This is a genomic window from Acinetobacter sp. YH16052 (assembly GCF_013417155.1).
Lineage (GTDB): Bacteria > Pseudomonadota > Gammaproteobacteria > Pseudomonadales > Moraxellaceae > Acinetobacter.
This window is the reverse complement of record NZ_VPEO01000016.1, coordinates 16,371-29,169: the sequence shown is the minus strand read 5'-3', so window position 1 is coordinate 29,169 and position 12,799 is coordinate 16,371. Positions and strand designations below refer to the sequence as shown.

The following is a 12,799-nucleotide window of genomic DNA, read 5'->3' as shown; positions in this document are numbered from 1 at the left end:
AATATATAACCCAATTAATTTTTAAATATCAGAGGAGCTCTAACCCTGGTTATTTATTATGAATCTTTCTTTTGAATAAAATTTTAAGCAGCAAATAAAGGACTAAATCCCCGTTTACGTAGTAATTTTCGGTACATACTCGAGCTTCGATCTGCCGGAAAATGCGCTTCTAAAGATAAGTCCAGAGGTAAATATTCAGGTTTCTGATTTTCTACAATCACACGATCTTCCTCGAAAATTTTCATATTAAAGGCATAGGCATCTTCAACCGGTAAATCTTTATCATAATTGCGGCAAATAGGTGCAAAAAGTCGTGTTGAACGCGCAGTCATGGGTGAAGCCGCATTCATGATGACCTGCTTGGCATGATTTGGAAAATGAATCGTAAGTGTTGCAGTAAAGGGTAGGCTCACTTCAAAATGACGTAACCATTTAAAATCTTCCTGGCCACGCTGCTCGATTCCGATCGGATAACGTCCCACACTGCTGATATAATCTGCATTAAAACCGACCTCCGTTTCTGTCGTACTGTAATCAGGAACTTCTACATCCTCCGGATCACCAAAAGTATCGGGATGCACCCAGGCAAAATGTGCCACATCAATAAAACCTTCGAGCTGTCTTCCTGCAAAACATTGAATGTCTATCTGAGGGCAGACCAGTTGCTGATACTCAGCATCATTCCAAAAAGGCATATGAGGAATATGAGGTTCTGCATCCTTTTCAGCGCTTAACGAACACCAGATCAGACCATATTTTTCTACCGCAGCATAACTTTTTAGATGGAAGCGCTCCGATATTTTATGCTGAGGATGTGCAGGAATACGGTTACATTTACCTTCACTGCCAAAGCGTAAACCGTGATAACGACACACCACGCCTTGGCCGTCATTTTTTCCCAAGCTTAAAGGTACACCGCGATGCGGACATGCATCTTTCGCCACCACCAGTTCATCGTTCATTTTATAAATCACCAGAGGCATATCAAGCAGCATGCTACTTGTTGGCTGATCTGTAATATCACGCGCAAGTGCAATCGGATACCAGTACTGAGCCAAAAGATGCCAGTCATGTTCCTCGAATGTCATATGGACTGGTAAGTCGGGACTAAAAGCGGCGATATTTGTATTCATAATGGGTTCTGTGTCATGACCTTTAGCTGGACTATAAAACAGCAAGGTGTTCTATGAAATTTCAATTAATAGGACATAGGATTGCGTAAATCAGAACACTGACCGGCGATTGAAAACAAATAAGCATCTTTCTAGGTTTTTTATATTCAACCACGCAAATATTGAGATGGGATATTTCTAAGCTTAAATTTCGCTGAAAATATTTTTTTTAAAAGCGTGCTCTCAGTTTCAATGCTCTAGTTTGGCGCATAAATTGCTTATCACGCGTATAGAAAATTGATCATTTACTCAGAATCGACAAGGAATTGATGTGAAGACTAGCTACTTACGCGGACAAGAACTTATCGAGAGCATTCGCAGTGCACCTTATTCGCGTGACCTGATTGGTTATCATGGCGAACCACCAAAAGTGCAATGGCCAAACGGCACGCGTGTCGCGGTACAGTTTGTGCTGAATTATGAAGAAGGTGGTGAAAACCACATTGAACATGGTGATACGGGGTCAGAACAGTTTTTATCTGAAATCATCGGTGCTGCCAGCTTTCCAGACAAACATATGTCGATGGATTCGATGTACGAATATGGTTCACGTGCAGGCTTCTGGCGGATTCATCAGGAGTTCCAGAAACGTGGTTTGCCGATGACTATCTTTGGAGTCGGTATGGCCTTAATACGTAATCCTTATGTGGTCGAGGCGATTAAATCAGCTCATTATGATGTGGTTTCACATGGGCAGCGCTGGCTACATTATCAGGACATGCCGCTTGAACTTGAACGTCAGTATATGGATCAGGCGATCAGTGTTCTGGAAAGCCTGTTTGGTGAAGCGCCTATTGGGTGGTATACCGGTCGGGACAGTCCAAACACCCGTCAACTTCTGGCTGAATTTCCTCACATCAAATATGACGCTGATTACTATGGAGATGACTTGCCATTTTGGAGCACCTTGACCAATCAGGCAGGGGAAACACGTCCGCATTTGATTATTCCTTATAGCCTGGATAGCAATGACATGAAATTCAGTTCACCGGGCGGGTTTAATAGCGGGGAACAGTTTTATCAATATCTCAAAGATGCTTTTGATGTGCTCTATGCCGAAGGCGAAACTGCGCCAAAAATGCTGTCGATTGGCATGCACTGCCGTATTTTAGGACGGCCGGGACGTTTTAAAGCACTACAAAAGTTCCTAGATTATATTCAGAATCATGACAAGGTCTGGATTTGCCGCCGTGGGGATATTGCCGAGCACTGGTATAACCATCATGCGCCATAATCATAAAATATATTGGAAAAGATCAGTTTAGATGCTCTTTTTTGAGTCATGTACTTTATAAAAATAATAAACACATCAGCTTTGGCACTGTTATTGCAAAACCAGTTTTAAATAACCAAGCAATATAATCAGGCGATTGAATAGTGCAACTTGTTGAATTTAATCAAGCATCAGCAGAAGATGCGATGATCTTTTTAAAGCACTGTGTGCAAATACCCAGCTGGTCAACCGAGCTTGCCGCAAAACGTCCTTATGCATCGCTTGAGGATATTTTGAATGCAGCGCAACAACAAGCGGCGACCTGGAGTTGGGATGAGATTAAAACTGCACTGGATAATCATCCCCGTATAGGTGAAAAACAGGCACAGGCTGAATTAAGTGAAATAGAAAAAGACTTTTCCCATCGTGAACAATCCGGTATTACAGCAGATAAAGATACCCAGCTCGCTCTACTTAAAGGCAATCTTGCCTATGAAAAAAAATATGGGTTTATCTTTCTGATCAAAGCTGCTGGATTGAGCAGTGAAGACGTCCTTCAAGCCCTGAACTATCGTTTGCTAAATGATCCAGAGATTGAGAAACGTATTGTCCATCATCAACTGGCAGAAATTGCCTTGTCACGACTGGCTCAGGAGCTTCATGCATGATTAGCACGCATATTTTAGATACACATCTGGGAAAACCTGCGACAGACGTGGTGGTACGACTTTTTGCTGAAGACGGTCGCTTGCTTGCTGAAGCAAAAACCAATCCAGACGGCCGCGTCAGTGATTTTGGCATAGTCGATTTAAAAACAGGTATCTATAGTCTTGAGTTCTTTACATCTGCCTATTTTGAAAATTCGGGTTTAGAAACTTTTTTTCCTAAAGCAGTTATTCATTTTTATGTGAAAGATGCGTCCCAGCATTTTCATATTCCTTTACTGATCAGCCCATTCGCGTACTCCACATATCGCGGAAGCTGATTTTATATTTAGACTTTGAGGGTGAGAAAAATGACAGAACAAAGTAAAACAATATCACCTGAACATGAATATTTAGGTGCGGGAAAAAGTGCAGCTTACGGTTTGCAACACGTACTGACTATGTATGGCGGAATTATTGCACCACCTTTAATCGTGGGAACAGCAGCCGGCCTAGAAGCTTATCAAATTGGATTATTGATTGCGGCGGCGCTATTTGTCGGTGGTTTAGCCACAATTTTGCAAACCGTTGGGGTGAAATATATCGGTGCAAAACTACCTTTGGTGCAAGGGGTTTCTTTTGCTGGTGTCGCAACGATGGTGGCGATTGTGACTACAGGCGGTGGTTTGCAAGCCGTCTACGGTGCAGTCATTGTCGCATCATTGATCGGTTTTTTCCTCGCACCTTATTTTTCCAAAATTATCCGTTTCTTTCCACCAGTCGTGACCGGTTGCGTCATTACTATCATTGGTTTGTCTTTATTGCCGGTGGCAGTCCGCTGGATGATGGGCGGCAATCCCAAGGCACCAGAATGGGGAAGTGTCGAGAATATTGGTCTGGCATTGATGACCTTGGCTTTAGTAATTTGCCTGAATTTGAGCCGACAGGCCGCTATCCGTCGCTTGTCTATTCTTCTAGCAATTGTTTTAGGTTCAGTACTGGCCTATTTATTCGGTTTTGGTGATTTCTCTAAAGTTGCGACTGGGACATGGATTCAGGTACCTAGCTTCTTCGCCTTTGGACTACCGACTTTTGAGCTCACAGCCATTATTTCCATGCTCATCGTTACTCTCGTGATTATGACCGAAACCACAGCAGATATCATTGCAGTGGGTGAGATTGTAGGTACCAAAGTGGATGCGGATCGTATCTCGAATGGCTTGCGTGCCGATATGTTATCGAGTGCGATGGCACCGGTTTTTGGTTCATTTATGCAAAGTGCTTTTGCGCAAAATGTCGGCTTGGTGGCGATTACCGGAATTAAAAGCCGATTTGTGGTCGCTGCGGGTGGCATGATTTTAGTCGTGTTGGGTTTACTGCCCATTATGGGACGTTTGATTGCTGCCATTCCTGTACCGGTATTAGGTGGTGCAGGTCTGGTACTTTTTGGAACAGTCGCTGCAAGCGGGATTCGTACCTTGGCTAAAATTGATTATAACGAGCAAAAAAATCTCATCATTGTTGCGACCGCTATTGCTGCCGGTATGATTCCAATTATTGATCATTCCTTTTATGCCAATTTTCCAAAATGGGTACAAACCTTGTTTCATTCAGGCATCAGCTCAACCTGCTTAATGGCCATTTTACTCAACCTGTTGTTCAATCATCTGAACCTATTTAAAAATAAAAGTACAGCAACTACAGAAATTGTGGCAAAGCTTCCACATTAGAAAATTTAAACCAGAATGAAAACAGTCCAGGAAAATGGGCTGTTTTTTTATCAAAAATTAAAAATGTTGGCTTTGTTTTTGCTTAATTCAGAATGTGATTTTTTCATTCCACTGGGGACCCTTATTTATGAAATTCACTCAACTTACTGCTGCAACATTACTTGTATTGGGTGCGGCATCCGCACAGGCAAAACCGATCTGGCAAGACTTCAGTGTCACCGGACTTTATGGAGAAAACTATGAGGTGGTCGATGAGAAACAGGCGACTGCGACCTTTGAATATACGGCAAAAGTAAAATATGCAGATGTCTTCTTCTTCATTGACCGTATGCGCGGTGCAGATGACTTTAAATCAAGTTATTTTGAATTTTCACCACGTTTGAGCTTGGGTGAAGTGTCGGGTCAGAAGCTTGCCTTTGGTCCGGTTAAAGATGTACTGGTTTCAACGACCTGGGAAGGTGGAGAGGGTTTTGATAACTTCCTGTACGGCGTAGGTTTCGATCTGGATATTCCATATTTCCGTTATGCCAGCATTAACCTTTATCGCGTGAATAATGAGAATATTGATGATGATTACCAGTTGACACTGACCTATGGCGTGCCAATTAAACTGGGAGCTGAAGAATTTCTGGTGGATGGCTTCTTGGACTGGTCTACAGAAGAAGATACTCATGACAGCGAGATGAACTGGACCACCCAATGGAAATGGAATGTCGGTAAACACATTTCTCCAGACACCAATTTATATCTGGGGATTGAACATTCTATCTGGAACAACAAATTCGGTATCCCAAATGCCGATGAAAATAATGTCAGTGCTTTAGTGAAATATCACTTCTAGGCAAAGTGATGAAGAAATAAGTTAAAAGCCCTGATAAAAGGGCTTTTTTTAATGCGTTTAAAATACGATCTGGATGTTTTCAGGAAAAGTATAAACATCACAGTTTGACCCATTGCCTATACGATCCACTACGACAAATTCACTGGATGCTTCAAGCGTCAATAAAGGATGATGCCATGTTCCGGCACGATAATTTATCCCTTGAGAACCATCACTGATAAATGCCTGAATCAGACTGAGATCGGGCTGTGTATGATCAAGTTCAGGCGCTACAACGATTAAAAATTGCTGGCCGTGCATTGGAATAAAAGCCTGTGAACCCAGAGGATGTCTTTCCAGCATCGAGATATGAAAGGGAATTGCCGTGGCTTGCATATTTCTAAAAATACTCAGTCCAACCTTGGCATCACTTTCTACTTCAGCCAAGGCATGATAACGCTCAGTCTGCTGCTCATTGATATGAAAATAATGATTACCCTGACAGGCAATGACTTCTCCAAAAGGCAGAAAACTTTCAGTGCTTAAAGGCTGTATTTTTATACTTTGCATAGACATATCATTGATCACTCAAGCCAATTTTCCCCAGAGACGAATCCGGCTGATGCCACCGTCCGGAATCATGTTGACACGAATATGGGAAATTTTTTCGTGTTGTAAAATTTCATTGATGTAATGATGAATATGATCCATTTGCATAGGTTGGGCTGCTAACAAAAAAGGCCAGAACATGCTTTGTGGAATGAGTTGCTCATCGGCTGCATCCTCAACATAGATGGCTTGAATAGAAACCTCTGCAGGGAAATTTCCCTTAAAATGGGCGGTATCAATTTCAATTTTCTCGATTCGGGCACTGGCGCCTAAAGCCAAAATGCACCAGTCAAATCCTGGAGCACGACGCCGTTTGGTTTCCCAGCCATCGCCCATGTTAATGCCACGTCCCGGATTAATCAGATTGCGTGGATGTCCAAAATGCGCATCGCTATAGGCAACGACACGGCCACCATGTTCTAGTGCCAAAACATCTAGCATTTGATTACTATCTTGCAGATTGATTTTTACCTGACCATAGACCTTAAAACGTGCAATCCCACCGTCAGGATAAATATTCAAACGGACATGGGTAAATATCTGCTTTGCTGAAATCTGAACAATATGATGCTGGCTGGGGCCCAAGACATTATTTTCTATAATGCTGATCCATTCTGCCTGATCAAGATTTCCATCTGGCGCATAACATGCTTGCACAGCAGCAGAGGCCGGATAATTACCGCTAAAAAAAGTCGTATCAATATCCAGTGCCTGTATTTGACCTGCAACAGCAAGTTTAATGATGGCCCAATCATAGCCCGTGTGGCGCTTGCGACGGGTTTCCCAGCCATCCATCCATTTGCCATGCTCATCAAACTTGTCTTCGATAAAGACCGGTGCCTCAAATTGCAACATGCGTTTTGCTTCAGCAAAAAACTCATCTGAACATTCAAGAATTTCTGCGCCAATTCGGGCATCTGCAAGGTTAGTTAACTGCTGTACTGGAGCAGGCAGATCAAAAATTGGAGCTAATAAGGTCGCCATCTTAAATTTCCATCATTGGTATACGTCACATGAATATGCACTTTTATAAATACAAATTTAGGTCTTCTGTATTTATAAAACAGGACATTGAAGGAATTTAAAAGCACAGCGTATGCCAACTTTCGCAATTTTTTTAGTGCATCTTTTTTCAAGGATGGCACGTTTTTAGCATTTTAGCTGGCAATGAAGATGAAATAGCCAGGAGAAATAGATGGAAATTGCAATTATTGGGGCAGGTATGGGCGGATTAACCACAGGAATTGCACTAAAAAAGTTCGGACATCGAGTCACCATTTATGAGCAGGCAGAACAGATTTTACCTGTCGGTGCTGCAATTTCCTTGTGGTCAAACGGGGTGAAGTGTTTGAACTATCTGGGCTTAACTGAGCAGGTTGCAAAGTTGGGTGGCCAAATGAATGACTTAGCCTATATCGATGGTTTGAATGGTGAGGTCATGACGCAGTTTAGTCTGGCGCCGTTAATTGAAGAAGTCGGTCAACGTCCATATCCGGTATCGCGTGCTGAATTACAAAATATGTTAATGGACGAGTTTGGCCGGCAGGATATTCAGCTCGGTAAAAAAATGGTGTTTATTGAGGATAAGGGGCAGCACGTCGAAATCGGTTTTCAGGATGGCAGCACTGCTTCTGCAGAACTCTTAATTGGCGCAGATGGTACCCATTCCATGACGCGTCAGTATGTATTGGGCAAACAGGTTGAACGCCGTTATGCCGGCTATGTGAACTGGAACGGACTGATTGAGATCTCTGAAGATTTAGCGCCCGCACAGCAGTGGACCACTTTTGTCGGTGAAGGCAAACGTGCTTCACTGATGCCTGTGGCAGAGCATCGCTTTTATTTCTTCTTTGATGTGCCATTGCCGGCAGGTCTGGAAAATCAGCGTTCGGAATATAAGACCCTATTAAAACAGTATTTCTCTGGCTGGTGCTCCCAGGTTCAATGTCTGATTGACAGTATTGATGAGCAGGAAACCAATCGTGTCGAAATCCATGATATTGAGCCTTTTACCCAGTTTTATAAGGGCAGTGTGGTAATTTTAGGGGATGCGGCACATAGCACCACACCGGATATCGGACAGGGAGGTTGCCAGGCAATGGAAGATGCGGTCTATCTGGCACGTGCCTTACAAATTAATACGCTAGGTCTGGAAGATGCCCTGAAACGTTATCAGAATAAACGCAATGAACGCGCCAATGAATTGCTGCTACGTGCACGTAAGCGTTGTGATGTCACGCATATGAAAGATGAACAAATTACCAAAGACTGGTATGCAGACCTGCGTAAAGAGCAAGGCCCGCATATTATGAAAGGGATTATTAGCAATATTGTGGGAAATCCATTGGATTAAAAACAGTTAATTTCAGCATTAATATTGAATAAAAGCCGCGATTTTGGCCATCGCGGTTTTTGTTATTTAGGTATGAAAATACTACAGTTGCTGCACCTTGCTTTTTAAGGCTTCCATTTGTTCAATAATATGTTTGATCATCAACTGGGAAACGCGTGAAATCTGGCGTTTAGGCGCCACACAGAGGGCAATGGTCAGCGGATGCAGCCCTTTTTCAGAGATAGGTTTAAAGATCACTTCATCTCGCTCGACATACGGTAAAACATCGAGATAACTAAAAATTCCAATCCCGGTATTCGCCTTAATGAGAGTATTCATCAGGCGGATATCATTCGATTCCGTTTTACGTGCGGGTATAAATTGATGATGTTTATACAGTGCCTGTACATAATCATGAATAATCAGGGGGTCGGCCGGAATAAAATGGTTGTCATTCAAGGTATCGGAAAAATAAATCTTTTCTGCTTGAGCAAGAGGATGTGATTTACCCATCACAAAACCTAAAGGCAATTCTAAAAAATGAACCACTTCAAGGTGTTGGTGTGCTTTTGGATTCAAGATCAAACCAAAATCCAATTCTGCATCCATGATCTTCTTGGCGATAATCTCACTGTCTGCGACCCGGATATTAAAATTAATCCAGGGATAATGTTCATACATATATTGCACGGACTGCATGACAAAACCATCATTTAAAGCAGAAATTAAACCAAATTCGATGGTCCCACGCGTAAGTCCCTGAATTTCATCAAAGCGAATCCGGGTTTGCTGGAATTCTTTTTGCCATTTCATAACATCGGCATAGAGTAATTCGCCCGCCAGTGTCAATTTTAAACCATTGGGCAAGCGCTCAAATAACACAATTCCCAGTTCTTCTTCAGCCAGAGCAATTTGCCGATGTACTGCAGACACGGAAATGAATAATTGATCTGCGGCCTTGCGTAAACTTCCCGTTTTCGCCACCGCGAGAAAATATTCTGAAAATCGGGAAAAAGGCGTATTCATTAATTTAGTCAAGCGAAGAACCACCTTTTATTCATATCAATATTTGAGATAAACGTGTTTATGCGAGTTTTATGCCAAAGAAGGCAGCTTTAATCGGCAAGTACATTTGTACATGGTTGATGTGTTCTAATTTCAAGAATGAATAGTACGAATCATTCTAATAGACAGAATGACAATAAATTCAGTAATTTCAATCATAAGCAAAGCTAAAATTGCACAGTTATGCACTGTTCAAGGCCTGTAAAAAGAGACCATCCACAGAAAGACTATAGGTTTTATATGAACGCCATTCCAGTCATCAATTTATTCAACAAACCCTGCTATAGCCAGTTTGATGATCAGGACTGGGACATTCTGGCTCGTCACTGGTATCCGGTTGCACGGATTCAGGACGTTTCTACCCAACCGCAACAAGTAACCCTGCTTGATGTCAAACTGGCATTGTACAAAACAGAAAGTGGCGATATTCATCTGGTCCGAGATATCTGTCCACATCGGGGTGTACCCTTAACCAAAGGCTGGGTTTCGGGTGAAAATCTGGTCTGTCCTTATCATGGTCTACACTATAATGGCCAGGGAAAATGTATCAAAATTCCTGCACAACCCGAGCTGACCAACATTTCTGAGCGCTTTTCTCTGACCAAATTTCCAGTAGTGCAAAAATATGGCTTGATCTGGACCAGTATTTTTGGCCGTGACGAAGCAAAAGCCAATTTTCCTGTTTTAGATACCTGGGAGATGCCAGATCATCAGGCAATTTTACCGCCGTTTGTGGATATTGGCGGCTCAAGTGGCCGTCAACTGGAAGGCTTTATTGATGTTGCACATTTTGCCTGGGTTCATCAGGGTTCTTTCGCAGATCCTGAAAATCAGGTTGTACCCAAATACACGACAGAACGTACAAATTACGGCCTGCATACCGAATATGTCAGCAGTGTCAGCAACTATCCGCATGGTATGCAACATTTGGCGCCAGAAGGCTTTTTATGGAAACGTGTATTTGATGTCTATCCGCCGTTTTCTGCAGTACTTACCGTACATTTCCCAGAACAGGGACTATTAAAAATTCTCAATGCCTGTTGTCCGATCTCACACAATAAAACCCGTTTATTTGTGCCACTGACACGCAACTTCGATACCACAGGAGATTTACAGGCGGTATATGACTTCAATGCACAAATTTTTGCCGAAGATCAGGACATGGTGGAAAGCCAGAAACCTGAGGAATTACCGCTCGATATTTCCATGGAAGCGCATTTTGAAGCGGATCGCTCTTCAACGACCTACCGTCGAATCTTAGCCGAGTGGGGATTAAGTAAACGTTATGTTGTCTAATATATCTTAAAATTTAAAATATAGATTAAATTTTGAATAGAAACCCTATATTTTAATATGGTGGTTTTTATTTATATTATTTTTGAATGATCAAAATATTATTTATATCTCCTTATTCTTTAATTAAAATTGATTAAGATTGTCAAAATTTGGAAATTAAAATAAATCAATCTAAGCAAGCTTCGATTAGCGATTTCCAACCTCCTTCAATGAGGAGAGAAAAGAACAATATCTGTAAAACATCAATCTTTCGGTGCATTACAAGCTAAATCCAATTATTAAAAAATACTATTAATCTATTTTAATATTAATAGCTTATATCAAAAAACAACTCCATTCCATCAATGAAGCTCAATACATGGTTCTATCATTTACATTTATCTTTGCTCATGAAAAACATGAAGCTTGGATTAAAAAAAGGAATGTGCAAATTTAAGGCATTTTATTTTATCGCACCACTTATAAGCAAAAATAAAAAAATCCTTTCATCAAATTAAATTTTAGGATCAATTATAAAATTAGTATTTATAAATTTAATAAAAGTACGCTTTTATTAAATATAAAAAACAAAAATATCTTATTTTAAAACCCTATTTTTATTATTTTTAATAAAAACTGGAATGCTTATTGCTAATTATATATTGAACAGACTGAGCACATTTGCGTGAAGTCATTTTAAAGCATGTGTTGCATGACACAGAACAACCAAGAGCAGAATAGAATGAAAGAAAAAAATAGCTTGAAAACCGGATTGAAAAAATTGGTAGGGGTGTTAATGGCAAGCGGTGTAATGAGCATGGCCGCTGTCGCGAATGTTCAGGCCCAAGATAAAGCCGCGTTTGTTTATATTGGTCCAACCAGCGACCATGGCTGGACTTATTCTCATGATCAAGGCCGGATTAAGGCTGAAAAAACCCTCGCAGGAAAATATAAAACCTCTTATATCGAAAATGTCCCTGAAACAGCAGATGCCGAACGTGTGATCCGCAACCTGGCACAACAAGGCAATAAAGTCATTTTTGCGACTTCGTTTGGTTATATGAATGCAATGGAGAAAGTATCCAAGCAATTTCCCAATACAGTATTTATGCATGCAACCGGTTATAAGCAAGGCAAAAACTTAGGGGTCTACGATGTCCGTACCTATGAAGGTGCTTATATGCTGGGTGTGGTCGCAGGGCAAAAAACCAAAAATAATGTTTTGGGTGTAGTTGCGTCTTTTCCGATTCCTGAAGTTATCCGTAATATCAATGCCTATACCCTCGGTGCACAAAGTGTAAATCCAAAAATTAAAACCAAAGTCATTTGGGTGAATTCATGGTTTAACCCGGGCAAAGAACGTGATGCAGCCTTGGCTTTGATTGCTCAAGGCGCAGATGTGCTGATGCAAAATACCGATTCTCCAGCAGTGGTACAGGCGGCTGAACAAAAAGGTGTCTTTGCTTTTGGCTGGGATTCTGACATGAGCAAATTTGGCCCTAAAGCGCATCTTGCTGCATCGGTTTTACATTGGGAAAAGATTTATACTCCGGTAATGACGCAAGTCAGCAAGAAAACCTGGAAACCAAGTGCAATGTGGTATGGCGTAAAACAAAAAGCCGTCGATATCGAAAGCTTTGGTCCTTCAGTGTCGGCAGCCTCTAAAGCAAAAGCGCTCAGCGTACGTGATGGCATTTTAAAAGGCACACTGCATCCATTTACCGGCCCGATTCATAAACAGGATGGCACATTGGTCTTGGCAAAGGGCAAGCGCCTAGATGATGCGGCACTAAGCAAAATGAATTACTACGTGAAGGGCGTAGAGGGTTCATTACCGAAATAAAGCTTTGTCATTTTGCAATTCAAAAAACTTTAAATACTTTGATGTACTTTCCCGCATCCATCTGAATGCCTGCACGCTTCAGATGGATGCCGCACT

The 12,799-nt window shown here is 41.6% G+C and carries 12 protein-coding genes; 8 read left to right on the top strand and 4 right to left on the bottom strand.

What is annotated here, in order from left to right; translation table 11 throughout:
* Positions 1-83 precede the first annotated feature (83 nt).
* The gene (locus FTV42_RS11525) at positions 84-1,133 is read right to left on the bottom strand and encodes a Rieske 2Fe-2S domain-containing protein (protein WP_180038841.1); all 1,050 of its coding nucleotides are present in this window, start codon (positions 1,131-1,133) and stop codon (positions 84-86) included.
* Positions 1,134-1,443: 310 nt separating this feature from the next.
* On the opposite strand from FTV42_RS11525, the gene puuE reads away from it, so the two are divergent.
* The 5 genes from puuE to FTV42_RS11500 all read left to right on the top strand — a co-directional run bounded on the left by puuE (position 1,444) and on the right by FTV42_RS11500 (position 5,600).
* Positions 1,444-2,406 carry an allantoinase PuuE gene (gene puuE / locus FTV42_RS11520; protein ID WP_180038840.1) on the top strand — a complete coding sequence of 321 codons (963 nt, stop codon included), beginning with the start codon at positions 1,444-1,446 and terminating at the stop codon, positions 2,404-2,406.
* 143 nt (positions 2,407-2,549) lie between these two features.
* Entirely contained in the window at positions 2,550-3,053 is a 504-nt protein-coding gene (gene uraD, locus FTV42_RS11515; protein ID WP_180038839.1) for a 2-oxo-4-hydroxy-4-carboxy-5-ureidoimidazoline decarboxylase, read from the top strand.
* Positions 3,050-3,370 carry a hydroxyisourate hydrolase gene (uraH, locus tag FTV42_RS11510; RefSeq protein WP_180038838.1) on the top strand — a complete coding sequence of 107 codons (321 nt, stop codon included), beginning with the start codon at positions 3,050-3,052 and terminating at the stop codon, positions 3,368-3,370. Before uraD ends, uraH begins: the two co-directional genes overlap by 4 nt.
* A gap of 30 nt (positions 3,371-3,400) precedes the next feature.
* Positions 3,401-4,759 carry a nucleobase:cation symporter-2 family protein gene (locus tag FTV42_RS11505; protein ID WP_180038837.1) on the top strand — a complete coding sequence of 453 codons (1,359 nt, stop codon included), beginning with the start codon at positions 3,401-3,403 and terminating at the stop codon, positions 4,757-4,759.
* A gap of 127 nt (positions 4,760-4,886) precedes the next feature.
* Complete coding sequence (locus FTV42_RS11500; RefSeq protein WP_180038836.1) at positions 4,887-5,600, top strand: outer membrane protein OmpK; 714 nt, start codon at positions 4,887-4,889, stop codon at positions 5,598-5,600.
* Positions 5,601-5,657: 57 nt separating this feature from the next.
* On the opposite strand, the gene FTV42_RS11495 is transcribed toward FTV42_RS11500, so the two are convergent.
* Together FTV42_RS11495 and alc are read right to left on the bottom strand one after the other, a co-directional pair.
* Entirely contained in the window at positions 5,658-6,155 is a 498-nt protein-coding gene (locus tag FTV42_RS11495; protein ID WP_180038835.1) for an ureidoglycolate lyase, read from the bottom strand.
* Positions 6,156-6,167: 12 nt separating this feature from the next.
* Positions 6,168-7,172, bottom strand: coding sequence for an allantoicase (gene alc / locus FTV42_RS11490; protein WP_180038834.1), 1,005 nt, complete (start codon positions 7,170-7,172; stop codon positions 6,168-6,170).
* A gap of 211 nt (positions 7,173-7,383) precedes the next feature.
* Between alc and hpxO the strand changes: the two genes are divergently transcribed.
* Positions 7,384-8,541: an FAD-dependent urate hydroxylase HpxO gene (gene hpxO / locus FTV42_RS11485; protein WP_180038833.1), complete on the top strand. Its 1,158-nt coding sequence runs from the start codon at positions 7,384-7,386 to the stop codon at positions 8,539-8,541.
* Between the two features lie 81 nt (positions 8,542-8,622).
* Here the strand turns inward: hpxO and FTV42_RS11480 are convergent, their stop codons facing one another.
* Positions 8,623-9,546, bottom strand: a complete 924-nt coding sequence (locus FTV42_RS11480; protein ID WP_180038874.1) for a LysR family transcriptional regulator — start codon at positions 9,544-9,546, stop codon at positions 8,623-8,625.
* Between the two features lie 279 nt (positions 9,547-9,825).
* Between FTV42_RS11480 and FTV42_RS11475 the strand changes: the two genes are divergently transcribed.
* Positions 9,826-10,881: an aromatic ring-hydroxylating dioxygenase subunit alpha gene (locus tag FTV42_RS11475; protein WP_180038832.1), complete on the top strand. Its 1,056-nt coding sequence runs from the start codon at positions 9,826-9,828 to the stop codon at positions 10,879-10,881.
* A gap of 721 nt (positions 10,882-11,602) precedes the next feature.
* Positions 11,603-12,703: a BMP family ABC transporter substrate-binding protein gene (locus FTV42_RS11470; protein ID WP_153567093.1), complete on the top strand. Its 1,101-nt coding sequence runs from the start codon at positions 11,603-11,605 to the stop codon at positions 12,701-12,703.
* Positions 12,704-12,799: the final 96 nt, after the last annotated feature.